Genomic DNA, 22,747 nt, shown 5'->3' on the forward strand with positions numbered 1-22,747 from the left:
GGCTCGGCCCCGTGGTCCTCCCCCTCGTCCTCCTCGTGGTCGCGCTGTGCGCGGCCCTCACCGGTTGGGCCGGGTGGTTCGTCGCCCGCGACCGTGCCGTCGTCCTCAAGCAGCTCTGGGGCGGTGCCGTCATCGAGGGCGCGATCGTCCTGCAGATGATCGTCGCGGGCGTCCTCGCCGCGACGGGGAGCTCGGCGAGCGACCCCGTGAAGCTCTGGGGCTACCTGATCACCGCCCTGTTCATCCTGCCCGTCGCCGCCGTGTGGGCGTTCGCCGAACGCTCCCGCTGGAGCTCGGTCGTGCTCGCGGTCGCCGCGATCACCGTCGCGTTCCTCGAGTGGCGGCTGTGGCAGATCTGGACCGCCTGAGGAGAGATGGCGTGACCCACCCCGAGAACCCCGAGACCGCGCCCGACCCCGCGACCCGCGTGCCGCCGTCGGGCACTCCAGACGGCGCCGGCGCCCACGATCCGCGGGGCGCCCACGACGCACCCCGCAGGACGGGCAGCGGCTTCGGGCGCGTGCTGGTCCTCGTCTACGGGATCTTCGCGATCTCCGCGACCGCGCGCGCCTCGATCCAGCTCCTGCGCGACTGGCACGAGGCCCCCGTCGCGTACGGGCTGTCGGCGCTCGCCGCCGTGGTCTACATCGTCGCGACGATCGCGCTCGCCCGTGGGTCGGCGACGTCACGGACCGTCGCCTGGGCCGCCGTGACGGTCGAGCTCGTGGGCGTGCTCGCCGTCGGCGCCTGGTCGCTGCTCGACCCGGCGGCGTTCCCGAAGCCCACGGTGTGGTCCGACTTCGGGATCGGCTACGGGTTCGTGCCGCTGGTCCTGCCGGTCGTGGGCCTCACCTGGTTGTGGCGCACGCGCCCGCCCCGGACCTCCACCACCGAACCGAAGGAAACCGCATGAGCCGGCTGTACTCCCTCCTCTTCAACGGCGTCTTCCGGCACATGGACCCCGAGAAGGCGCACGAGGTGGTGTTCCCGCTCATCTCCCTCGCCGGTCGTACACCCGTCGTGGGCGGCGTCGTCCAGGGCGCGGCAGCCCCGTACCTGGGCCGCGGCGCGAACGGCCCCGGCAGCGTGCAGGCGCTCGGGCGCACCTTCCCCGCGCCGTTCGGCCTCGCGGGCGGGTTCGACAAGAACGCCAAGGCGATCCGCGGGCTCACGATGCTGGGCTTCGCGTTCATCGAGATCGGCACCGTGACCGCGCACGCCCAGCCCGGCAACGAGAAGCCACGCATGTGGCGCGAGCTGTCGCTGCGCGGCATCCGCAACCGCATGGGCTTCAACAACGAGGGCGCGGCGGCCGCGGCCCAGCGCCTCGAGGCCCTGCGCAGGTCTGCATCAGGTCGCGCGATCATGATCGGCGCGAACATCGGCAAGACCAAGGTCACCCCGGCGCAGGACGCCGCGGGCGACTACGCGACGAGCGCCGCGCTCCTCGCCCCCCACGCCGACTACCTCGTCGTCAACGTGTCCTCGCCCAACACCCCGGGCCTGCGCGACCTGCAGTCGACCGAGGCCCTGCGCCCCATCCTCCAGGCGGTCCGCGAGGCCGCCGACGACGCCACGCGCGCGGCCGGCGTCCGGCGCATCCCGCTGCTCGTCAAGATCGCGCCGGACCTCGCGGACGAGGACGTCGACGCCGTCGCGGACCTCGCGCTCGAGCTCGGCCTCGACGGCGTCATCGCGGTCAACACGACGATCGGGCACGACCTGGGCCCGGGCGGGCTCTCGGGTCCGCCGCTGCTCGAACGAGGGCTCGACGTCGTCGCCCGCCTCCGCGGCCGCCTCGGCTCCGACGTCACGATCATCGGCGTGGGCGGCATCTCGACCGCCGACGACGCGCGCGCCTACCTGGCGGCCGGCGCCGACCTCGTGCAGGGTTACACCGGCATGATCTACAACGGTCCGTTCTGGGCCGCGAGCATCAACCGGTCCCTGGTGCGCGACACGGCCCGGGGGACCCGAGGTGGAGGCGCACGATGATCCGACCCCAGTGGGTGTGGGAGCTCGACGACGTGGACGGGCGCCCGCTCACGACGCCCGTGAGCCCGGCGTTCACCAACCAGTTCGACGCCGAGCAGTGGCTCGGCGAGACGTGGCGCGAGCTCGCCGCGCAGGGAGCGGTCGCGGCGCGGCTGCTCAACGACGGCGCGCAGGCCACGGCGACCGTGGAGCTGCGCACGGCGTAGGGCTGGGCCGTGCTGCGGGGAAGCCGCCTGCGGCCGCCTAGACTCGCGGACCGTGGACGACGACGTGTTCGGTCAGGGGAGCTCGCGCATCCGGTTCGACTGGGGGCTCACGGGGGCACGCGCCCTGCGCGGGGCTGTTCCGCCTGGGGACGCGGGGTTCCTGGCCGTCGTGGTCGACGTGCTGTCGTTCACGACCTCCGTCAGCGTCGCCGTCGACCGAGGCGTCGAGGTCTTTCCCTTCGCGTGGCGTGACGAGCGTGCCGCAGACCACGCCGCGCGGCACCAGGCGACGCTCGCGCGCGCCCGGTCCGAGCGCCACGTGAGCCTGTCCCCGGCGTCCCTGCGTGATGCCCCCGGTCTCGCTCGGGTGGTGCTTCCCTCGCCCAACGGGTCGACGATCTCGCTCTCGCTCGCCGAGGACGGTGGGGCCGTGGTCGCGGCCTGCCTGCGCAACGCCGCGGCCGTCGGCGCGTACGTCAGGAGGTACCTCGACGTGGATCCGGGACACGCCGTCGCGGTCGTGGCAGGTGGCGAACGGTGGCCGGACGGATCGCTGCGCCCGGCGGTCGAGGACCTCTGGGGAGCAGGCGCGGTCATCGCCGCGATCGTGGGCCACGACGACGTCCTGTCGCCTGAGGCGGAGGTTGCGGCGACGGCGTTCCGGTCGGCGTGCGTCGGGCCTGACGGCCGTGACGGACCCGCTGCGCTGCGTCACCGGCTCCGGCGCTGCGTGAGCGGGCGCGAGCTCGCCGACCAGGGGTTCGGGGCGGACGTCGAGATCGCGGCGGAGCTCGACGGCTCGGACGTGGTGCCTCTGCTCGTGGACGGTCGTTTCGTGGGGCACCGGGCAGGCGAGTCGCGCTGACAGCAGGCTTCCGGCCAGCCCTCCGCGTCCCGGGCGGGCGCGCCACCGAGCATGCGGTTGTCGTCGCGCAGGAGGCGATTCGCGACGTCAACCGCATGCTCGGCACCGAGGAGCGACCGAGGAGCGACCGAGGGGCCGCTAGCCCGTCACATGCTCCCAGGCTGCTACCAGCCGGGGCACTGCCCGGCGGATCGCCTCGGCGTCGGGCGCGAAGGTGAGCCGGACGCGGGAGGTCGCGGCGCCGTCGGGAGTGAGGGACGGGCCCGGGTTGACGACGAGGCCCCGCACCGCCGCGGCCGCGGCGAGGGCGTGCGCGAGCGGGCGCCCCAGGTCGACCCACAGCGAGAGCCCGCCGGCGGGCGCGGTCACGTGCCACGACGGGATCGCGGCGGTGACCGCCGAGCGCAGGAGGTCGCGCTGCGAGCGCAGCAGGGGGAGCCTCTCGGCGAGGACCTCGTCGCGTCGGGCGAGCAGCTCGACGACCGCGAGCTGCTCGAGGACCGACGTCGCGATGTCGCTCGCGCCGCGGACGCGCGCGAGGTGCGCGACGACGTCGGGGTGCGCGCGGACCCAGCCCACGCGCAGGCCGCCCCAGAACGTCTTGGACGCCGACCCCACGGTGAGCAGGTGGCTCGTCGCGGACCCGTCGCCCGCGAGCGGCTCGGGCGCGGGGCCGTCGAGCGCGATGTCGGTGAGCGTCTCGTCGCCGATCACCGTGACCCGGTGCCGCAGCGCGATCCGTCGGACCTCGGCACGCTCGTCGGACGTGAGGCTGTAGCCCGTCGGGTTGTGGAAGTCGGGGACGAGGTACGCCAGGCGCGGGGTCGCCGCGCGGATCGTCGACTCGAACAGCGCGACGTCGAACCCGGGACCGTCGCCCGGCAGGCCCGCGCCCACGGGGAACCCGACGACGCGCGCCCCGCGCCCGACCATCGCCTCGATGCCGTGCGCGTACGTGGGGGACTGGACCACGACCCGGTCCCGCGGCCCCAGCAGCGACTGCGCGACCGTCGCGATCGCGTGCTGCGCGCCCGTGGTCACGAGTACCTGGTCCGGGGTCGTGGGTGTCCCGCGCTCGGTGAGCCGCTGTGCGACGGCCTCGCGCAGGGGCTGGAGGCCGAGCGGCTCGTACCCGCGCCCCGACAGGTAGCCGGGGAGCGCTTCGAGCGCGCGACCGTAGGCCGCGTGGAGCTGGGGCGGGGCGGCGGGGGCCGCCTGCCCCAGGTCGACGAGGTCCTCGGGCGGCTCGACGCCCACCGGTACGGGCGCGTCGCCGCCGCACCACTGCGGCTGGGCGCGGCGTGCGGGCCGGGGCAGGACCGCGACCGTGCCGACGCCCGTGCGGCTCGTGACGAACCCGCGCTCGCGCAGGGCCGCGTACGCGGCGGCCGTGGTCGTCCGGGAGACGCCGAGCGCCGCCGCGAGGTCGCGCTCGCTCGGCAGCCGCGTGTTCGGGGCGACCGTGCCGGACAGGACCGCGCCGCGGACGGCGTCGGCGAGCGCGGCGTACGCGGGCCCGCCGGACTGCCAGCCGGTCACGAGCGCCGCGAGCGCGGGGGCGGACAGGCGGCGGTGCACGGGCGGATGTGGCGGGGCGATGACGCCGGGGGACGTGGCGAGCGAGGTGGCGAGCGAGGTGGCCATGAGGCCACTCTTCCCGAATTGGCTATGGATCACCAGTCCACTGCGGGTGCACAGTAGGGGAGTGCCGACGAACTTCAGCCCCCTGCGCCGGACCGTCCAGCTCACGCTCGGACTGTTCGGCTTCTCCCTGACCATGGCCATGCTCATCCACTCGGGCATGGGTGCCATGCCGTGGGACGTCTTCCACCAGGGTGTGGCCCTGCGCTCCGGGCTCGCGCTCGGCGTCGTGGTCGTCGCGTCGAGCGTCGTGGTCATGCTGCTGTGGATCCCGCTGCGCCAGCGCCCGGGCATCGGCACGATCGCCAACATCGTCGTGATCGGTGCGACCCTCGACCCGTTCCTCCTGCTGCTTCAGCGCATCGACCCGGACCCCTCCACGGCCGGACGCGTGGCGCTCGGGGTCGCGGGCGTGGCCCTCAACGGCGTCGCGACCGCCGCGTACCTCGGGGCGCGCCTGGGCCCGGGCCCCCGTGACGGGCTCATGACCGGTCTCGTCGCCCGCACGGGTTGGCCCGTGCGCCGGGTCAAGACCGCGATCGAGGTCCTCGTGGTCGCGATCGGCTTCGCGCTCGGCGGCACGCTGGGTTGGGCGACGGTCCTGTACGCGCTGGGCGTGGGCCCCGTCGTGCAGGTCGCGGCGCGGTGGCTCGCGCCGCACCTGCGCCCGGCGGTCGTCCCGGTCGAGGTGTCCGACGGCGTCGCGCACCTCACGGAGGACGTCGCGTCGGCGGACGGGGCCGTCGGCCCGGGGCCGGTCGAGGGTGCGCGCGGCACGCGTGGCACGGACGGTCTGGGAGAGGTACCGGGCGAACCCGAGCCCAACGCTGCCTAGGCTCGTTCGCCGCGGTCCGCGACCGGTCGTCGGGAACGCTCCTCCCCCGAGGGGGATGCCCGACGACGGAGCGCACCCGGGGCGCGCGGGTGCGCTCCGTCGTCGGGCAGTCGGACGGCCGGGCCGCCACTTTGGCGCCCCGGCGGGGCCTAGTGCTGGTGCGCGGGCTCGGCGTGGTCGTGCTCGTGGTAGTGCGCGTCCTCGGCGTCACGGTCCGCGCGGACGTTGACCTTCCCTGCGGTCCAGTACCCGACGACCTGGTGCCGGTCGCGCGGCATGCCCCACGCGGACCGGAGCGTGCGGCGGATGTCGCGGCTCGCGGCGCTCTCGCAGGCGACCCACGCGTAGCCGGGGGTCTCCAGGACGGGCAGGGCGCGCACGGCCTCGACGAGCGCCGCACCCGGGCGCGCGCCCTGGGGGGTCACGAGCCAGGTGTAGGTCACGTCTCCACGGGTCTGGAGCTCCTGGCGGTCCTCGAGCGTGGGGACCTCGACGACCGCGTGCGCGACGGCCCCGGCCGGGAGCTCCTCGACGATGCGCCCGAGCCCGGGCAGACCGGTCGGGTCGGCGACGAGCAGGCGCCACTCGGCATCGGCGGGGGCGTCGTAGTAGCTGCGCGACTCGCCGCCCGCGAACACGCCGAGGACGTGGCCCGGCTCGGCACGCTCGGCCCAGTCCGACGCGAGGCCGCCCGGGTGCACGGCGAGGTCGATCACGATCGTGCGGCCCTCGTCGTGGACCCGGCGGGCCGTGTAGTGGCGCCACGGCGGCTCGGTGCCCTCGACGGGCACGACCCCGTAGTCGTCCTGGTTGAAGAAGTCGATCTCCGCGACCGTCTGACCGGGGGACGGGAAGGCGAGGTCGATGCGCTCGTCGCCCTGACCGTCGGTCGTCCACCTCCAGTCACCGACGACCTCGAGGTGGACACGGACCATGTGCGGCGTGATGCGCGTCGCCGTGACGACGCGGGCCGGGAAGCAGGGGGAAGCCATCCGGCCACGGTAGGCCTGGGCAGGGGGTCCTGTGGGGCCAGGGTGTACCGCGAACCGGCCAACGCAGGACGTCGACGACCCCGGGCGCTCGGTGAGCACCCGGGGTCGTCGACGTCGGTCAGCAGAACCTCAGCCTGTCGGCGAGGCGGCGACACGAGCTCAGCGGGGCCCGGGGGCTCCCGCCGCGGTCTTGCCGGCGTCGCGCTCGACGACGTCGCCGAGGATCTCGTCGATCTTCGCCATGAGCTCGGCGGGGATGACCACGCCGGACGCCTTGACGTTCTCGGCGACCTGCTCGGGGCGCGAGGCGCCGATGAGGGCGGCCGCGACGTTGTCGTTCTGCAGGACCCACGCGACCGCGAGCTGCGCCTGCGTCAGGCCCAGCTCGTCGGCGACGGCCCCCAGCTGCTGGACGCGCGTGAGCACGTCCTCGGTCATGAACTGCTGGATGAAGCGCGAGCCGTTGGCGTCGGTGGCGCGCGAGCCGGCGGGGGCGGGCTGGCCGGGCAGGTACTTGCCGGACAGGACGCCCTGCGCGACGGGGGACCAGACGATCTGGGACAGGCCCAGCTCGCGCGAGGTCGGGACGACCTCGTCCTCGATGACGCGCCACAGCATCGAGTACTGGGGCTGGGAGGAGATGAGCTGGAAGCCGAGCTCCTTCGAGAGGGCGTGACCCGCGCGGATCTGGTCCGCGGTCCACTCGCTCACGCCGATGTAGAGGGCCTTGCCCTGGCGGACGATGTCGGCGAAAGCCTGCATCGTCTCCTCGAGCGGGGTCGACTGGTCGAACCGGTGCGCCTGGTAGAGGTCGACGTAGTCGGTGCCGAGGCGCTTCAGCGAGCCGTTGATCGACTCCATGACGTGCTTGCGCGACAGGCCCGAGTCGTTGGCCCCGCCGGGGCCCGTGGGCCAGTAGACCTTGGTGAAGATCTCGAGCGACTCGCGGCGCTGCCCCTTGAGGGCGTCGCCGAGGACCTGCTCGGCCTTGGTGTTCGCGTAGACGTCCGCGGTGTCGAACGTGGTGATGCCGGCGTCGAGCGCGGCGTGGACGCACTGGGTGGCGACGTCGTTCTCCACCTGCGAGCCGTGGGTGAGCCAGTTGCCGTAGGTGATCTCGGAGATCTTGAGGCCGGAGTTGCCGAGGAAGCGGTAGTTGGGCATGGGGACAACACTAAGTTGCCCGGGGCACCTCGGGGAACTGGGGCCGTCCGGCGGACCGGACGCGAGCGGCTACGCGGGGAAGCTGCCGTGCTTCTTGTGCATGGGCTTGGGCAGGCGTGCGCGGCGCAGCTGGAAGGCGCGCATCACGGCGTACATCGCGTTGCCCTTGGGGGAGTCCGGCCCGAACTTCGCGACCAGGCGCTTCTTGAGGGAGCGCCACATGATGAACGCGTCGATGATCGTGATGAGCACGATCCCGTAGAGCACGAAGATGATGATCGTCGCCATGTTCAGGTTCTGGGAGAACACGAACGTCAGGACGATGAAGACCAGGGCGACGGGCAGGAAGAACTCGCCGAGGTTCCAGCGGGCGTCCACGTAGTCGCGCACGTAGCGCTTGACCGGGCCCTTGTCGCGGGCGGGCATGTAGCGCTCGTCGCCCGTCTGCATGGCCTGGAACTGACGGTCGCGGGCCTCACGCTGCTGCTGGCGCGCGGTCTTGGCCGCGGACTTGCGGTCCGAGGGCACGAGCGGGCGCTTGTTGGCGGCCTCGGCGACCTTGCGCTTGGGCGTCGGCCTGCCCTTGCCGGCCTTCTCGATCTCGGCTGCGGCGGCAACCGGGTCGGGGGCGTCGTTCGACGAGGGCGCGGAGGACTTGTTGCGTGAGAACACAGGTCCAGCGTAGTCGAGGACGGGGGCTGCCTCGGCACGGGGCGTGGGCAGGAGCGGAGGCGTACCGGCGGGTAGCGTTGCCCGGGTGAACAGCACACCTGGAACCAGCCCCCTTCCCGAGCCCGACGACGTCGCTCACCTGCGCGCCCGGGTCGCCGAGCTCTTCCCCGCCCTGCGCGGGGACCTCGAGGCGCTCGTGCGCATCCCGTCGGTGTCCAACTCCGCGTTCGACCAGGCGCACGTCGCGGCGAGCGCCGAGGCCGTGGCGGAGCTCCTGCGCGGTGCGGGGCTGCCCGAGGTGCAGATCCTGCACGCCACGGGCGTCGCGGGTCCGCTCGGCGCGCCCGCGGTCGTCGCGCGCCGCCCGGCCCCGGAGGGCGCCCCGACGGTCCTGCTCTACGCGCACCACGACGTGCAGCCCCCGGGCGACGCGGCCGCGTGGGACACGGACCCGTTCGTCCCGACCGAGGTCGACGGCCGGCTGTTCGGTCGTGGTGCGGCCGACGACAAGGCCGGGATCGTGGCGCACGTGGGCGCGCTGCGGGCGCTGTCCGCGCTGGGCGACCTGCCGATCGGCGTGACGGTCTTCGTCGAGGGCGAGGAGGAGGTCGGGTCCCCGAGCTTCCTGCCGTTCCTGAACCAGCACAAGGACCTGCTCGCGGCCGACGTGATCGTCGTCGCGGACTCCGCGAACTGGAAGGTCGGCGTCCCGGGGCTCACCACGAGCCTGCGCGGCCTGGTCGACTGCGACGTCGAGGTCGCGGTGCTGGGCCACGCGGTGCACTCGGGCATGTTCGGCGGTCCGGTGCTCGACGCGCTCACGCTGCTCTCACGCCTGATCGCCACCCTCCACGACGAGCAGGGCAACGTCGCGGTCGAGGGCCTGGTCTCCGCGCCGGACCCGACCGTAGACTACGAGGAGGCGGACTTCCGCGCGGACTCCTCGGTGCTCGCTGGCGTCCGCCTCGCGGGCGAGGGGACGCTGACGGGTCGCCTCTGGACCAAGCCGGCGCTGTCGGTCATCGGCATCGACGCGCCGAGCGTCGCGCACGCGTCCAACACGCTGACCCCGCGCGCGACGGCCAAGATCTCGCTGCGGATCGCACCCGGCCAGGACCCAGCGGCCGCGCTCGTGGCGCTGCGCGCGCACCTCGAGTCGAACGCGCCGTTCGGTGCGCAGGTCACGGTGCACGACGGCGAGACGGGCAAGCCGTTCCAGGCGCCGACCGACTCGTCCGCGATGCAGGCCGCACGCTGGGCGTTCGAGACGTCGTGGGGCACGGCGCCGGTCGACATCGGCATCGGCGGCTCGATCCCCTTCATCGCGGACCTGCTCGACGTCTTCCCCGACGCGGCCATCCTGGTGACGGGCGTCGAGGACCCCGACTCGCGCGCGCACGGCGCGAACGAGTCGGTGCACCTCGGCGAGCTCGAGAAGGTCGTGCTGGCCGAGGCGCTCCTGCTGACGCGCCTCGCACGGGACGCGCAGGGCTGAGTCGTCGCCGAGAACGGGTCTGTGGTCGGCATCGGCTCGATGACGACCGCAGACCCGTTCTCGACCGGCGACCCCGGTGCTACGTTCGGAGCATGACCCCGCAGGAGATCGAGGAGCTCGTGCTGCTGCGCCGCGCCCGGGATCTCATGGACCGGGAGTACGCGGCGCCGCTCGACGTCCCGACCATGGCGCGCAAGGCCCTCATGTCTCCCGCGCACTTCTCGCGTCGGTTCCGGGCGACGTACGGCGAGACGCCGTACTGCTACCTCATGACGCGACGGATCGAGCGGGCGATGGCCCTGCTGCGGGGCGGGGCGAGCGTCACGGACGCGTGCATGGCGGTCGGGTGTACGTCGCTCGGCTCGTTCAGCTCGAAGTTCACCGAGGTGGTAGGCGAGACGCCCTCGGCGTACCGCGGCCGGGAGCACGCCGCGGTCAAGGCCATGCCGCCATGCGTGGCCCAGGTCCTGACGCGCCCGGCGCGCAGCGCCGCCGCGGCCGCGGGGACCGCCGCGCGCTGAGCTCGGCGCCGGCCGAGGGTGCCGCACGCATCGAGCAGGATCGAAGAAGCGGGCGCGTGAGCCCCGTCCTAGAGTCGCGGTCATGACCATCTCACTGAAGTTCTGCAACATCACCGTCAACGACGTCGACGAGTCGATCGCGTTCTACAGCGACGCGCTCGGGCTCAAGGTGCACAACGACGTGGGCTCCGAGGGGTTCCGTTGGGTCACGCTCGGGTCGGACGCCCAGCCCGGGCTGGGCATCGTGCTCTCGGCGCCGCACGCGGGTCGCTCGCAGGCCGACGGCGACGCGCTCCAGGAGCTCATGATCAAGGGAACCCTGCCGATCCTCGTGTTCGCGTCCGACGACGTCGACGCGCTCTTCGAGACAGTCCGGGCGTCGGGGGCCGAGGTCCTGCAGGAGCCCATGGAACAGGACTGGGGTCCGCGCGACTGCGCGTTCCGCGACCCGTCGGGCAACATGGTCCGGATCGCCCAGGCAGCCTGAGCAGGGTCGAGCGGCCGGGGCAGGGCACGAGCGGTCGGCGCCCGAGCCCACGTCGCCCCTGCCGGAGACGTGGTCCCCGCCGGGGTGGTGGGATAGGGGCATGGCGAACGAGACGATGGTCCCCCTCCTGCCGTGCGCGTCCATCGACGAGATCCACGACTTCGCCGTGGCCCTCGGTTTTGAGGTGACCTACCGGCAGACCCGGCCCAACCCGTACCTCGCGCTGCGCCGCGGCGGCATCGACCTGCACTACTTCGCGATGGACGGCTTCCGTCCCGAGGACTCGTACGGCTCGTGCCTGGTCGTGGTCGACGACACCGAGCCCCTGTACGAGGCGTGGGCCGCCGGGCTGCGCGCGCTCTACGGGAAGCTGCCGCTGAGCGGCTTCCCGCGCATCACGCGGCCCCGTCGTCGGGCGAACGCGGGCGGGCTCAGCGGCTTCAGCCTCGTCGACCCCGCGGGGAACTGGTTGCGGGTCGTGCGGCGCCTCGAGGACCCCGCGCCGGCGACGGAGGATCTCGCGGACCCCGGCGCCGACACCTCGGCGGACCGGTCGCCCGCGGCGCGCTCGGGCTCGGGGGAGGACACCGGCCGCCCGGACGGCCCGCCGGGGGAGTCGCGCCTGCTGCTCGCCGTGGCCAACGCGGTGGTCCAGGCGGACTCGCGCGGCGACGTCGGGCAGGCCGTGAAGATCCTCGACGGCGCGCTGCGCCGCGACGCGGAGGCCGGGGACCTGGGCGCCTCGGCCCGGGACCGGGTCGAGGCCCAGGCCTTCCGCGCGGAGCTCGCCGTCCGGCTCGACGACGCCGCGACCGCCCGGCGCATGCTCGACGACGTGGACCGGTGCGTGGCCTCGGCCCGGGGCCAGCACCTCACGCAGGACCTGACGACGGTCCTCGCCCAGCTCGAGGACGTCAGGGCATGGTTGTCGGCCCAGGGATGACGGACACCTCGCGGTAGTGCTCGACGACCGGGAACGGGTCGTAGAAGTGGTGCAGCAGCGCCTTCCACCGGAGGTACTCGGGCGAGCCGCGGAACCCCTCGGTGTGTGCCTCGAGGCTGTCCCAGCGCACGAGCAGGAGGTACGTCGAGGGGCGCTCGACGCATCGCGACACCGAGAGCCCGCCGAAGCCGGGCATCGCGGAGATGATCGTCCGTGCGTGCGCGAACGCCTCCTCGAAGGCGGCCTCCTGGCCGGGAACCACGTGCAGCAGGGCGTGCTCGAGCACCTCGTCCGTCATGGCCCGCAGCGTAGGGCGGCCCGGGCTCAGCGTGCCGCGACGTCCACGGCCTGGGCCCAGTCGCGCACGTCGGTCGGCAGCTCGGGGCTCACGGTCGAGGTGCCCAGGAGAGCGACGACGTCGGGCCCAGGGATGCGGTCTCCCGCCTTCGAGAGGAACCGGCCCGCGATCAGGCCGCGTGCGCACAGGTCGCCGCCGCGCGTGAAGACCTGCTCGAGGTAGACGACGCGCTCGTCCCACCCGAGGACCCGGGTCGTGATCTCGAAGCGGTCCCAGAGCTGGAGCGAGCGGCGGTACTTCATGGTCGAGGAGGCCACGACCGGGTACCAGCCCTTGTCGCGCAGGAGCCCGAAGGCGCCGAGGTCCGCGAGGAAGTTGCTGCGTGCCACGTCCATCATCTGCAGGTACACGCCGTTGTTGACGTGCAGGTAGAAGTCGAGGTCGCCCGGACGCACGCGCATGCGGGTCACGGAAGGGTCGAGGACCCCGCGGCCGGGGACGGCCCGGCGCGGCAGGGTGCTGGCGATCGTGAGCTGGATCTGTCGGGTCACCGTCGCAGGCTACTACCGAGCACGGGCGGTATCAGGTATCGCGGGTCGGGCGTCGCTCCTGGGCCCGGCCGGGCGGGACTCGCCGGTCGTTCGGCCCGTCCGTCGATGCGTGTGAGGATGGCCCCCGTGACTTCCCGAACCGCCGCCCCCGTTCCCGACGCCGCCCCGACGTCCGCAGCCCTCGAGAGCTCGTCCGAGACGCCGTCCGCGCCCGAGGTGCCCACCGCCTCCCACCACTGGACCGTCCGCGCGTTCCGCGTCGTCGCGATCGCCGAGGCCTTCTCCTGGGCCGGCCTGCTCGTGGGGATGTACGTCAAGTGGGTCGCCGAGGCCTCCGAGATCGGCGTCAAGATCTTCGGCCCGGTCCACGGCGGTCTGGTCGTCGCCTACGTCGCGCTCGCGCTCGTCGTGGCCGTCCGTCAGCGCTGGTCGCTCCTGACCGTCTTCTTCGCGCTCGCGGCGACGCTGCCGCCGTTCCTCACGGTCTTCTTCGACCGGTGGGCGCACCGCTCGGGCCGCTACGAGGAGCGCGCCAGCGCCTGACCCGCCGGGCCGGGCAGACCTCAGCCCTCGTACTGCAGCGCGCGCCGGACCTCCTCGGCCACGTCGGCGTTCTCGAGCCGTTCGACGAGGTGGAGCGCCATGTCGATCCCGGCCGACACCCCGGCCGAGGTGACCACGTCGCCGTCGTCGACGAACCGGGTCTCGGTGTCGACGAGGATGCTGGGGTCGAGGCGGGCGAGCTCGTCCACGTGGTCCCAGTGGGTCGTCGCGGGACGCCCGGCCAGCAGTCCGGCGGCGGCGAACGCGAGCGACCCCGTGCACACGCTGGTCAGCAGCGGGGTCCGGGCGCGCATCGCGTGCAACCAGGCGAGGTGCGCCCGGTCCCCGACCAGCCGCTGGACGCCGGGACCGCCGGGGTGCACGAGCACCAGGAGCGGGTCGACGTCGTCGGTCGACCCGTCGGGGACCATGTGCAGACCCTGCGCGAGCCGCACGCCGCCCCCGTCCCAGGAGAACGTCGAGACCCGCGGCTTGAGGGCCGAGCGCTCGCGCCACGTCGTGAACACCTCGTAGGGCCCCGCGACGTTGAGTTCCTCGGCGCCGTCGAACACGAAGATCCCGACGCTCAGACCGTTCCCGGTCGTCATCCGTCACCCCCGAGGGTCGATGCGATGGTGCGACCGTCGGGCCCGCCGGCGGAAGCCGACGAACCCGACGGGTGGTGCTACAGCCCCGGCAGGGCGAGCATCTGGTCGAGCGCGACGCGCGCCCAGTGGGCGTCGTCGGCGTCGACCACGATGCGGTTGACCGTGCGCCCGGCGACGAGCGACTCCATGGCCCACACGAGGTGGGGCAGGTCGATGCGGTTCATGGTCGAGCAGAAGCAGACGGTCGAGTCGAGGTAGTGCACCTGCTTGTCCGGGTGTGCGCGCGCGACGCGGCGCACCAGGTTGAGCTCGGTGCCGATCGCCCAGGACGAGCCGGGCTCGGCCGCGTCGAGCATCTTGATGATGTACTCGGTCGAGCCGACGTAGTCCGCGGCCTCCACGACCTCGTTCTTGCACTCGGGGTGCACGAGCACGTTGACGCCCGGCACCGCGGCACGGATGTCGGTCACGTTGCGCTCGGAGAAGCGCCCGTGCACGGAGCAGTGCCCTCGCCACAGGATCATGCGTGCGTCGCGCAGCTCGGCGTCGGTCAGACCGCCGTTGGGCTTGCGGGGGTCGAAGACCACGCAGTCCGCGGGGGACATGCCGAGCTTCAGCAGCGCGGTGTTGCGCCCGAGGTGCTGGTCCGGCATGAACAGGACCTTGCCCGTGCCGTCCACACCACCCACCTGGTCGAACGCCCAGCGCAGCGCGACCTCCGCGTTCGAGGACGTGCAGATGGTCCCGCCGTGCCGACCCGTGAAGGCCTTGATCGCGGCGGTCGAGTTCATGTACGTGACGGGGAGCGTGACGTCGGCGATCCCGACGTCCTGGAGGACCTCCCATGCGTCCTCGACCTGGTTGATCGCGGCCATGTCGGCCATCGAGCAGCCCGCCGCGAGGTCCGGCAGGACGACCTGCTGGGCGTCAGAGGTGAGGATGTCCGCGCTCTCGGCCATGAAGTGCACACCGCAGAAGAGGATGAACTCGGCCTCGGGACGTGCCGCGGCCTCGCGCGCGAGCTTGAACGAGTCGCCCGTGACGTCCGCGAAGTCGATGACCTCGTCGCGCTGGTAGTGGTGGCCCAGGACGAAGGCCCGCGAGCCGAGCGCGGCGCGGGCCGCACGGGCACGTTCGACGAGGTCGGGGTCGCTGGCCGCCGGCAGCTCGCCGGTGCACTCGACTCCTCGCTCGGAGGCCAGGTCCCGGCCCTGTCCGAGGAGCAGGAGGGGGGAGGGGGCAGGTTCCGCGAAGGCGCTGTCCAACAGGGTGCTCACGGGACCATCGTCGCACAACGGTCGGTCGGCCGAGCAGCCCTGTCGGGGCGGACGGCCTGGCACAATCGCGGCATGCGCCTCCTCCTCGCCGCCGCGGAACCGCTCGCCCTGACCGACGGGATCTTGTCCGCCGAGGACGTGTGCGCCCTGGTCGCGCAGACCTGGGCGGCCACGGTGCGCGGCGACGTGGACCCGTGCGTCCTGAACCCGGGCGCGGCCGGCTTCCTGCGCGCGCTCGCGGCCCACGCCCCCGAGCAGGTGGCGGTGGTCGTGCGCGGCGCAGCCGGTGACGACGTGCCCGTGACGTTCCGGCTCGGCCCCCCGTCGTCGACCGGCGCGCGCACCGCCTGGGTCGAGGCGGCGCTCCTGCGTCCTGCGGCGACCGAGGCGAGCACCTCCGCCGGTGGGCTGGGCACGGCGACGAGCTACGGCGTCGGGCAGGTGGTCGCGCTCGCTGCCCGACGTGCCTCGCGCGTCGTCGTGGCGACGGGGGACGGCGGCGCGCACGACGCCGGGGCCGGGATGCTCGCGGCGCTCGCGGGGACCGGGGCGGGGCCGCTGACCTGCGGTGGGTCAGCGCTCGGTGCCACCACCGCCGAGGACGCCGCGCTCGCGCTGCGCGCCCGGGAGGCGCTGCGATCCGTCGAGCTCGTCGGGGCGGTCGAGTCCGACCTGCCGCTGCTGGGCCTGCACGGGGCCAGCGGCGCGCTCGCGGCCGTACGGCCCGCGCTGGCGACGTTCGCCCAGGAGCTCGAGCGGGCGCACGGCCACTACGCGCACGAGGTCACGCGCGCGCTGGAGGGCGCGGCGCGCCGCGACCTGCTGTCGGGCGCTCCGAGCCTCTCCGGCCCGACGGCGTCCCCGGGGCTCGCGAGAGGGGTCGCGCAGCGCGCGGCCGCCGACCGCGCGCTGACCGGACTGCCCGGCGCAGGCGCAGGCGGGGGGCTGGGCTTCGGGATCGCGGCCGCCGGGGGGCGCCTGCTGCCGGGGACGTCGGTGGTCGCGGACGTCGTCGGTCTGGACGGGCGGGTCGGTGCCGCCGACGTCGCGGTCGTGGTCGTCGACCGCCTCGACGCGTCGACGACGCACGACGGCGCACTGCCCGAGGTCGCGCGCCGGGCCGCCGCACGCGGGGTGCCCGTCGTCGTGCTGGCCCGCGAGGTCCTCGCCGGTCGGCGCGAGCAGGCCGCGGCGGGGATCAGCGGTGCCTACGAGCTCGGGCCGGACAGCGACGCGGCGCGTGCGCGGGTCGCTCGCGTGGCCCGGACCTGGGCCGGCAGCGAGAGGTGAGCCCGGGCGTCGTACACTCGGGAACAGAACGATCTCCCGTCGTGTTGACGGGTATGCGAGAAGCCTGAGGACCGATCGGCCTGCCCGGGAGCGGGAGCCGCAGACCGACGGCACACCACGGGGCGAGAGCCCACCGAAGACTGTGCGGAGAACACGATGAGCGAGACCACCGAGACCGCCACCCATGGCGTCCTGCTGACGGACTTCGCGGCCGGCAAGATCCGCAGCCTCCTCGAGCAGGAGGGCCGCGACGACCTGCGTCTGCGCGTCGCCGTCCAGCCCGGCGGCTGCTCCGGTCTGATCTACCAGCTGTACTTCGACGAGCGGGTCCTGGACGGCGACGCCCTCAAGGACTACGACGGTGTCGAGGTCGTCGTCGACAAGATGAGCGTCCCCTACCTGGACGGCGCGACCATCGACTTCGCCGACACCATCGAGAAGCAGGGCTTCACGATCGACAACCCCAACGCGGGCAGCGCCTGCGCGTGCGGCGGTTCGTTCGGCTGATCCGCGAGCGTCGGCAGCCCGGCTGCGTGACGCCGAAGGACCTCGACGGCCCGGTCACCTCACGGTGGCCGGGCCGTTCGCGTCCGGGGCCGTGCCCGCCGGCTACCCGCCCAGACGGACGGTGACCGCCCAGGTCGTGCCGTCGTCGGGCGCCGCGTCGGGGACGTCCACCACGACGCTCTCGACGACGGTGTGGCCGCGCATGCGCGCCCAGGCCGGGACGTCGTGACGGGCCGCGGGGTCGGTCGACCAGACCGTCAGGACGTCGCCCGGGGCGTGGTCGCGGGCCGCGGCCGCGAGCCGGATGACGGGCAGCGGGCAGCGCAGGCCGCGCGCGTCCACGAGCGTGCCGGGCTCGTCGCTCACAGCCCGCTCACCCCGAGCGAGGCGCGCACGCGCGCGACGGCCCCGGGCAGGACCGCGAGGAAGCGGTCGACGTCCTCCTCCGTGGTGGCCCGGTCGAGAGCGATGCGCACGTTGCCGTGCGTCAGGACACCCATCGCCGCGAGGACGTGGCTGGGTTCGAGCGTGCTCGACGTGCACGCGGAGCCCGACCCGACCGCGAAGCCCGCCCGGTCGAGCTCCGTCACCAGGGCCTCGCCGTCGACGAACAGGAACGAGAACGTCACGACGTGGGGGAGCCGGTGGTCGGGATCGCCCACGACCTCGACGTCGGGGATCTGCCCGACGACGGCGCGCACCTTGTCGACGATCGCCCGGCGCCGCGCGTCCTGGGCCGCGCGGTCTGCCGTGACGGACTGGAGCGCGACGGCCGCCGCGAACGCTGCCGGGACGCTGACGCCGCCGGGGAACCACGGCTCGGCGTCCTCAGGCCAGGTCCGGCGCCAGCGCACCCGGTTGCGGACCGCGAGCACGCCCACGCCCGCCGGGCCGCCCCAGTCGGCGGGATCGGCGGCGAGCAGGTCCCACGCGGACGGGACCTCCCCGTGCCCGACGACGGCACCCGCGTCCACGAGCAGCGGGACCCCCGCGGCGCGAGCGGCCCCGTGGACGGCCGCGACGGGCTGGACCGTGCCCACCTCGCCGTTCGCCGCCTGGAGCGCGGCCAGCGCGACGCCAGGGCGCGCCACCGCCTCGGTCATCGCGGCCTCGTCGACCCGGCCGAGGAGGTCGACCGGGACCCTGACGAGGGCGTCGGGCGTCTCCGTGAGCCCGACCGCGAGCTCGGCGGCATGGAGCACGGCGGCGCGCTCGACCGCTGAGACGACGATCCCCGGACCCGTCCGCCGCCGCCCGAGCGCGACCGCACCCACCGCGGCGTGCAGGGCTCCGACGTGCGAGGGGGCGAGATGGACCTCCTCGGTCCGGGCGCCGAGCGCGGCGGCGATCGCCTCGCGGGCGCCGTCCAGGAGCACGGCGGCGCGACGCGCCTCGGCGTACAGGCGCCGGGGATCCGCCCACCCGTCGTCGACGGCCTGGTCGAGCGCGGTGCGCGCGAGGGGGTGCAGGGCCGCCCGACCGCCGTTGTCGAGGTAGACCCGACGCGGGGGCGTCGTGGTGTCGGTCACATGAGCTCCTGAGGGCGTGCGAGGCGGCCAGGGAGGGGGTCCGAGGACGCCGATCGGCGAACTTTCATTGCAGACGCGCCGAATGTGCCGTGGGCGCGACGTACACCGTGCACCGTAGCGCGGGCTGCGCGGGAAGCGACGATCTGACAGATGCGTCGAGGGTGTGCCGAACCCCGGGATCTCGCGGGAAGTTGGCGGATTCGTCACGTTCAGAAGCCGCGTTGACGGCGCGAGAGAGGGCATTTGCGCGCTAGGCTCTGTGGGTCGAGGACGAAGGTTCTGCGGGGAACTCGTGGAGAAGATCGAGCCCCCCTGTCGAACGTTGAAGTGAAAGGCCCCCCTTGCACTCGCAATCCCCTAGCCGCACACGGCGAACCATCCTGCGAGCGACGGCTTCCGCCGTCGCGGTCGCAGCGTTGGCGTCCGGTTGTGCCAGTGAGACCGTTCAGCGCGGATTCCTCCCCGGATACTCCGACGGTGAGGTGACCGACCAGACCGCCCGCATCACGTCGCTGTGGAACGGGTCCTGGATCGCAGCACTCATCGTCGGCGTCATCACGTGGGGACTGATCCTGTGGTGCGTGGCCGCCTACCGCAAGCGCAAGGACGACCACGTCCTGCCCGTGCAGACGCGCTACCACCTGCCCCTCGAGATCATGTACACGGCAGTGCCGATCGTCATGGTGCTCGTGCTCTTCTACTACACCGACCGTGACATGACGGCGATCAAGGACCTCTCCGCAGAGCCTGACGTCGAGATCCAGGTCATCGGCAAGCAGTGGAGCTGGGACTTCAACTACCTCACGGACGACGTCTACGAGTCCGGCCAGCACGAGGCCAACGTCGGCGACCTCCGTTCGGAGGACGAGATCGAGGGTGCCCCCGGCACCGCGACCTCGCTGCCGACCCTGTACCTGCCGGTCAACGAGGTCGTCCGGTTCAAGCTGGACTCCCGCGACGTCATCCACTCCTTCTGGATCCCCGCGTTCCTCTTCAAGATGGACATGATCCCGGAGCGCACCAACGAGTGGCAGGTCACCCCCACGCGTGAGGGTGTCTACGCCGGCAAGTGCGCCGAGCTCTGCGGCGAGCACCACTCCGGCATGCTCTTCAACGTCGCCGTGGTCTCCCGCGAGGAGTACGACGCGCAGATGCAGAAGCTCGAGGACAAGGGCCAGATCGGCGAGCTCGGTCTCGACCTGAACCGCCTCCAGGACCCGAACCCCCCCGTCGTCACGGAAGGTGAGAACTGATGGTCGCGCAGGCCGAAGTCATTCCCGGTCTCGCCCCGAAGCGCCAGACGCTCGGACGAACCGTCATCAAGTGGGTCACCTCGACCGACCACAAGACGATCGGGTACATGTACCTGATCACGTCGTTCATCTTCTTCTGCATCGGTGGCCTCATGGCCCTCGTGATCCGTGCCGAGCTCTTCGAGCCCGGCATCCAGATCGTGCAGAGCAAGGAGCAGTACAACCAGCTCTTCACGATGCACGGCACGATCATGCTGCTGCTGTTCGCGACGCCGCTCTTCGCGGGCTTCGCGAACGTCATCATGCCGCTGCAGATCGGCGCACCTGACGTCGCCTTCCCGCGACTGAACATGTTCGCGTACTGGCTCTACCTCTTCGGCGGGCTCATCGCCTCGGCCGGGTTCTTCACGCCGCAGGGCGCAGCGTCGTTCGGATGGTTCGCGTACGCGCCGCTGTCCAACACGACCTTCAGTCCAGGTGCAGGCGGTGATCTCTGGGTCTTCGGCCTCGCGCTCGCCGGCTTCGGCACCATCCTGGGTGCGGTCAACTTCATCACGACGATCATCACGATGCGCGCCCCGGGCATGACCATGTTCCGCATGCCGATCTTCACCTGGAACACGCTCGTCACGAGCCTCCTGGTCCTGATGGCGTTCCCCCCGCTGGCCGCCGCGCTGTTCGCGCTCGGTGCGGACCGTCGCCTCGGTGCGCAGATCTTCAACCCGGAGAACGGTGGCGCCATCCTCTGGCAGCACCTCTTCTGGTTCTTCGGCCACCCCGAGGTCTACATCATCGCCCTGCCGTTCTTCGGCATCGTCTCCGAGATCCTGCCGGTCTTCAGCCGGAAGCCGATCTTCGGCTACAAGGGCCTGGTCTACGCGACGATCGCGATCGCCGCGCTGTCCGTGACGGTGTGGGCGCACCACATGTACGTCACCGGCGCGGTCCTGCTGCCGTTCTTCGCGTTCATGACGATGCTCATCGCGGTCCCGACCGGTGTGAAGTTCTTCAACTGGATCGGCACGATGTGGCGGGGCAAGCTCACGTTCGAGACACCCATGCTCTGGTCGATCGGCTTCCTCGTGACCTTCCTCTTCGGTGGTCTCACGGGAGTCATCCTCTCGAGCCCGGCGCTGGACTTCAGCCTCTCCGACTCGTACTTCGTCGTGGCGCACTTCCACTACGTGGTCTTCGGGACCGTCGTGTTCGCGATGTTCGCCGGGTTCTACTTCTGGTGGCCCAAGTTCACCGGGCGCATGCTCAACGAGAAGCTCGGCAAGATCCACTTCTGGCTGCTCTTCATCGGCTTCCACGCCACCTTCCTCGTCCAGCACTGGCTGGGCGTGGCCGGCATGCCGCGTCGCTACGCGGACTACATGCCGGAGGAGGGGTTCACGTGGATGAACCAGGTCTCGACGGTCGGCGCGTTCATCCTCGCCGCCTCGACCCTGCCGTTCCTCTGGAACGTCTACACGACCTGGCGCAACGCGCCCAAGGTCACCGTGGACGACCCCTGGGGCTACGGTGCCTCGCTCGAGTGGGCGACGTCCTGCCCGCCGCCGCGGCACAACTTCACGTCGCTGCCCCGCATCCGCTCGGAGCGTCCCGCGTTCGACCTGCACCACCCCGAGGTCGCGGCCATGGACCACGCGGAGCCCAACCCGAACGTCCTGCAGCAGATCTACGGCGACGCAGACCGCCGTGGTGAGCAGCAGGTCGCCGCGGACCGTGTCGAGGGCAAGCAGCACCCCAGCGCCTCGTCCTCGACCATGATCATCGACGAGCCGCGCGACGGCGAGAAGGAGGACGGCAAGTGAAGGTCGAATCGAGGCTCCACCTCTTCCTCGCCCCGTTCTTCCTCCTGATGGCCCTCGTCTACGGATTCTGGAGCCACTGGGAGCCCGTCGGTTCCGCAGCGCTGTTCCTGACCTTCGGGCTCGCGGCCATGATCGGTGGCTACCTGGCCCTCACCGCCAAGCGCATCGACTCGCGCCCCGAGGACGACCCGGACGGTCTCATCGAGCAGGGTGCAGGCGACCAGGGCGTCTACGCGCCCTGGAGCTGGTGGCCTCTGGCCATCGCGGGTGCCGCTGCGATCGCCTTCCTGGGCCTCGCGCTCGGCTGGTGGATCCTCGGGATCGGCGTCGTCCTCGGCGCCGTGGCCCTCGTGGGCTGGGTCTTCGAGTTCTCTCGCGGACAGCACGCGCACTGACCGACCGCACGACTCGACGGGCCCCGTCTCCCTCAGGGAGACGGGGCCCGTTCGCGTTCCCGGCACAGGGCAGCTCGGGAGGTCCGGGCCGCGGGAGAGCGGGGGAGCGCGGGAGCGGCCGAGCCGCAGGGGCCGCAGGGGTAGTGATGGGCTCACCGATATCGGGGAGCCAGTCCCCGCGGCCGTGCCGGGCCCTCGTGGACCGTCGCCTGGAGCGCGACCGTGCGTCGAGTGCGTCGAGTGCGTCGAGTGCGTCGAGTGCGCTCAGGAGGTCGCGGGTCACGGCCCGAGGTGAACCGGTGACGGACGTCGGGAACGTCGTGCACGGCAGCCTCCTGAGCGGCCTGGGCGTGCGCCGTGCCCTCGTCGGGTGGGTGTGTCACGCCGAGGTGGAAGGACGCTCGTGTCGTCGACCCGGATGTCGACTCCGGTCCAGACTCCGGTCCAGACTCCGACGACCTGCACGGCGGCACCGAGCGAGCTCGGTCCGGTCGGGATCCTGTGAGTGCCACCACCCATGGTGCGTCCGGGCTGGGAGGCACGTGGTGGAGGCCGCCCGGCTCGTGCTCCAGGAGAAGCCCGTAGCGGCCTCGTGACGCCACGAGGTCTCCCGTCGGGAACCCGCCCCTTCCGTCGACCACGGCCATGGCCGGTCCTCCGCTCGCCGGCCCCCGTCACAGACGAACGGGCCGCACAGACACCCCGAGAAGGGGTCTGTGCGGCCCGTGGGGCGACGCAGAGGGTCAGGCGGGGATGATGAGGCCTTCGCCCTGGGTGCGGGCGCGGGCGAGGCGTGCGTCGGCGTCGGCCCAGTTGACGAGGTTCCACCAGGCGGTGACGTAGTCGGCGCGCACGTTCTGGTA

27 protein-coding genes are annotated in these 22,747 nt (G+C 72.6%); 16 read left to right on the forward strand and 11 right to left on the reverse strand.

Annotation, left to right across the window (positions count from 1 at the left end):
- Window positions 1–11 precede the first annotated feature (11 nt).
- From H9640_RS02305 to H9640_RS02325, 5 genes are read left to right on the forward strand one after another with little or no spacing between them, the layout of a single operon-like run.
- A complete protein-coding gene (locus H9640_RS02305) occupies window positions 12–368 on the forward strand; it encodes a hypothetical protein (protein ID WP_030153088.1) in 357 nt (118 codons plus the stop codon).
- An 11-nt stretch (window positions 369–379) separates the two neighbouring features.
- Window positions 380–913 (forward strand): hypothetical protein, encoded by a 534-nt coding sequence (locus H9640_RS02310; protein ID WP_404821878.1) that lies wholly within the window; start codon window positions 380–382, stop codon window positions 911–913.
- The gene (locus H9640_RS02315) at window positions 910–1,995 is read left to right on the forward strand and encodes a quinone-dependent dihydroorotate dehydrogenase (RefSeq protein WP_191789091.1); all 1,086 of its coding nucleotides are present in this window, start codon (window positions 910–912) and stop codon (window positions 1,993–1,995) included. The genes H9640_RS02310 and H9640_RS02315 overlap by 4 nt, the downstream gene beginning before the upstream one ends.
- Entirely contained in the window at window positions 1,992–2,201 is a 210-nt protein-coding gene (locus H9640_RS02320; protein ID WP_191789092.1) for a hypothetical protein, read from the forward strand. The genes H9640_RS02315 and H9640_RS02320 overlap by 4 nt, the downstream gene beginning before the upstream one ends.
- 52 nt (window positions 2,202–2,253) lie before the next feature.
- The gene (locus H9640_RS02325) at window positions 2,254–3,066 is read left to right on the forward strand and encodes a 2-phosphosulfolactate phosphatase (RefSeq protein ID WP_318243601.1); all 813 of its coding nucleotides are present in this window, start codon (window positions 2,254–2,256) and stop codon (window positions 3,064–3,066) included.
- A gap of 138 nt (window positions 3,067–3,204) precedes the next feature.
- On the opposite strand, the gene yczR is transcribed toward H9640_RS02325, so the two are convergent.
- Window positions 3,205–4,710, reverse strand: a complete 1,506-nt coding sequence (gene yczR, locus H9640_RS02330; protein ID WP_191789093.1) for a MocR-like transcription factor YczR — start codon at window positions 4,708–4,710, stop codon at window positions 3,205–3,207.
- A 61-nt stretch (window positions 4,711–4,771) separates the two neighbouring features.
- Here yczR and yczE point away from each other — a divergent pair, with 61 nt between their 5' ends.
- A complete protein-coding gene (gene yczE, locus H9640_RS02335) occupies window positions 4,772–5,542 on the forward strand; it encodes a membrane protein YczE (RefSeq protein WP_191789094.1) in 771 nt (256 codons plus the stop codon).
- Between the two features lie 149 nt (window positions 5,543–5,691).
- Here yczE and H9640_RS02340 read toward each other — a convergent pair whose 3' ends face one another.
- The 3 genes from H9640_RS02340 to H9640_RS02350 all read right to left on the reverse strand — a co-directional run bounded on the left by H9640_RS02340 (window position 5,692) and on the right by H9640_RS02350 (window position 8,370).
- Entirely contained in the window at window positions 5,692–6,534 is an 843-nt protein-coding gene (locus H9640_RS02340) for a siderophore-interacting protein (protein WP_191789095.1), read from the reverse strand.
- Between the two features lie 159 nt (window positions 6,535–6,693).
- Window positions 6,694–7,698: an aldo/keto reductase family protein gene (locus H9640_RS02345; protein WP_191789096.1), complete on the reverse strand. Its 1,005-nt coding sequence runs from the start codon at window positions 7,696–7,698 to the stop codon at window positions 6,694–6,696.
- 69 nt (window positions 7,699–7,767) lie between these two features.
- The gene (locus tag H9640_RS02350; RefSeq protein ID WP_191789097.1) at window positions 7,768–8,370 is read right to left on the reverse strand and encodes a DUF3043 domain-containing protein; all 603 of its coding nucleotides are present in this window, start codon (window positions 8,368–8,370) and stop codon (window positions 7,768–7,770) included.
- A gap of 85 nt (window positions 8,371–8,455) precedes the next feature.
- On the opposite strand from H9640_RS02350, the gene H9640_RS02355 reads away from it, so the two are divergent.
- The 4 genes from H9640_RS02355 to H9640_RS02370 all read left to right on the forward strand — a co-directional run bounded on the left by H9640_RS02355 (window position 8,456) and on the right by H9640_RS02370 (window position 11,816).
- Window positions 8,456–9,865: a dipeptidase gene (locus H9640_RS02355; protein ID WP_191789098.1), complete on the forward strand. Its 1,410-nt coding sequence runs from the start codon at window positions 8,456–8,458 to the stop codon at window positions 9,863–9,865.
- A gap of 92 nt (window positions 9,866–9,957) precedes the next feature.
- The gene (locus H9640_RS02360) at window positions 9,958–10,386 is read left to right on the forward strand and encodes a helix-turn-helix transcriptional regulator (protein ID WP_191789099.1); all 429 of its coding nucleotides are present in this window, start codon (window positions 9,958–9,960) and stop codon (window positions 10,384–10,386) included.
- 82 nt (window positions 10,387–10,468) lie between these two features.
- Window positions 10,469–10,873, forward strand: coding sequence for a VOC family protein (locus H9640_RS02365; RefSeq protein WP_191789100.1), 405 nt, complete (start codon window positions 10,469–10,471; stop codon window positions 10,871–10,873).
- 100 nt (window positions 10,874–10,973) lie between these two features.
- Window positions 10,974–11,816, forward strand: coding sequence for a VOC family protein (locus tag H9640_RS02370; RefSeq protein ID WP_191789101.1), 843 nt, complete (start codon window positions 10,974–10,976; stop codon window positions 11,814–11,816).
- Here the strand turns inward: H9640_RS02370 and H9640_RS02375 are convergent.
- Together H9640_RS02375 and H9640_RS02380 are read right to left on the reverse strand one after the other, a co-directional pair.
- Window positions 11,788–12,114: an antibiotic biosynthesis monooxygenase family protein gene (locus H9640_RS02375; RefSeq protein WP_191789102.1), complete on the reverse strand. Its 327-nt coding sequence runs from the start codon at window positions 12,112–12,114 to the stop codon at window positions 11,788–11,790. The genes H9640_RS02370 and H9640_RS02375 overlap by 29 nt on opposite strands.
- A 26-nt stretch (window positions 12,115–12,140) precedes the next feature.
- The gene (locus tag H9640_RS02380) at window positions 12,141–12,665 is read right to left on the reverse strand and encodes an acyl-CoA thioesterase (RefSeq protein WP_191789103.1); all 525 of its coding nucleotides are present in this window, start codon (window positions 12,663–12,665) and stop codon (window positions 12,141–12,143) included.
- A gap of 126 nt (window positions 12,666–12,791) precedes the next feature.
- Between H9640_RS02380 and H9640_RS02385 the strand changes: the two genes are divergently transcribed.
- Window positions 12,792–13,208: a DUF3817 domain-containing protein gene (locus tag H9640_RS02385; protein WP_307824116.1), complete on the forward strand. Its 417-nt coding sequence runs from the start codon at window positions 12,792–12,794 to the stop codon at window positions 13,206–13,208.
- A gap of 20 nt (window positions 13,209–13,228) precedes the next feature.
- Here the strand turns inward: H9640_RS02385 and H9640_RS02390 are convergent, their stop codons facing one another.
- Together H9640_RS02390 and nadA are read right to left on the reverse strand one after the other, a co-directional pair.
- Entirely contained in the window at window positions 13,229–13,816 is a 588-nt protein-coding gene (locus tag H9640_RS02390) for a DJ-1/PfpI family protein (RefSeq protein WP_191789105.1), read from the reverse strand.
- A gap of 77 nt (window positions 13,817–13,893) precedes the next feature.
- A complete protein-coding gene (gene nadA, locus H9640_RS02395) occupies window positions 13,894–15,093 on the reverse strand; it encodes a quinolinate synthase NadA (protein WP_191789106.1) in 1,200 nt (399 codons plus the stop codon).
- A gap of 72 nt (window positions 15,094–15,165) precedes the next feature.
- Between nadA and H9640_RS02400 the strand changes: the two genes are divergently transcribed.
- Together H9640_RS02400 and H9640_RS02405 are read left to right on the forward strand one after the other, a co-directional pair.
- Window positions 15,166–16,383, forward strand: coding sequence for a glycerate kinase (locus H9640_RS02400; protein ID WP_191789107.1), 1,218 nt, complete (start codon window positions 15,166–15,168; stop codon window positions 16,381–16,383).
- Window positions 16,384–16,539: 156 nt separating this feature from the next.
- Complete coding sequence (locus tag H9640_RS02405; protein ID WP_030153043.1) at window positions 16,540–16,890, forward strand: HesB/IscA family protein; 351 nt, start codon at window positions 16,540–16,542, stop codon at window positions 16,888–16,890.
- 102 nt (window positions 16,891–16,992) lie between these two features.
- On the opposite strand, the gene H9640_RS02410 is transcribed toward H9640_RS02405, so the two are convergent.
- Both H9640_RS02410 and H9640_RS02415 read right to left on the reverse strand, forming a co-directional pair.
- Window positions 16,993–17,256 (reverse strand): sulfurtransferase TusA family protein, encoded by a 264-nt coding sequence (locus tag H9640_RS02410; RefSeq protein ID WP_191789108.1) that lies wholly within the window; start codon window positions 17,254–17,256, stop codon window positions 16,993–16,995.
- Entirely contained in the window at window positions 17,253–18,419 is a 1,167-nt protein-coding gene (locus H9640_RS02415; RefSeq protein WP_204809151.1) for a cysteine desulfurase family protein, read from the reverse strand. The genes H9640_RS02410 and H9640_RS02415 overlap by 4 nt, the downstream gene beginning before the upstream one ends.
- Window positions 18,420–18,760: 341 nt before the next feature.
- On the opposite strand from H9640_RS02415, the gene ctaC reads away from it, so the two are divergent.
- The 3 genes from ctaC to H9640_RS02430 are packed head-to-tail and all read left to right on the forward strand — an operon-like array spanning window position 18,761 to window position 21,884.
- A complete protein-coding gene (gene ctaC, locus H9640_RS02420) occupies window positions 18,761–19,672 on the forward strand; it encodes an aa3-type cytochrome oxidase subunit II (protein WP_191789110.1) in 912 nt (303 codons plus the stop codon).
- Window positions 19,672–21,489 carry an aa3-type cytochrome oxidase subunit I gene (ctaD, locus tag H9640_RS02425; RefSeq protein WP_191789111.1) on the forward strand — a complete coding sequence of 606 codons (1,818 nt, stop codon included), beginning with the start codon at window positions 19,672–19,674 and terminating at the stop codon, window positions 21,487–21,489. Before ctaC ends, ctaD begins: the two co-directional genes overlap by 1 nt.
- Complete coding sequence (locus H9640_RS02430) at window positions 21,486–21,884, forward strand: cytochrome c oxidase subunit 4 (protein ID WP_138824250.1); 399 nt, start codon at window positions 21,486–21,488, stop codon at window positions 21,882–21,884. The genes ctaD and H9640_RS02430 overlap by 4 nt, the downstream gene beginning before the upstream one ends.
- A gap of 743 nt (window positions 21,885–22,627) precedes the next feature.
- On the opposite strand, the gene H9640_RS02435 is transcribed toward H9640_RS02430, so the two are convergent.
- Window positions 22,628–22,747, reverse strand: a 120-nt coding sequence (locus tag H9640_RS02435) for a Fe-Mn family superoxide dismutase (RefSeq protein ID WP_225226635.1), incomplete at its 5' end; no start/stop codon positions are given.

Origin of the sequence: Oerskovia gallyi, from assembly GCF_014836745.1 — a bacterium.
Lineage (GTDB): Bacteria > Actinomycetota > Actinomycetes > Actinomycetales > Cellulomonadaceae > Oerskovia > Oerskovia paurometabola.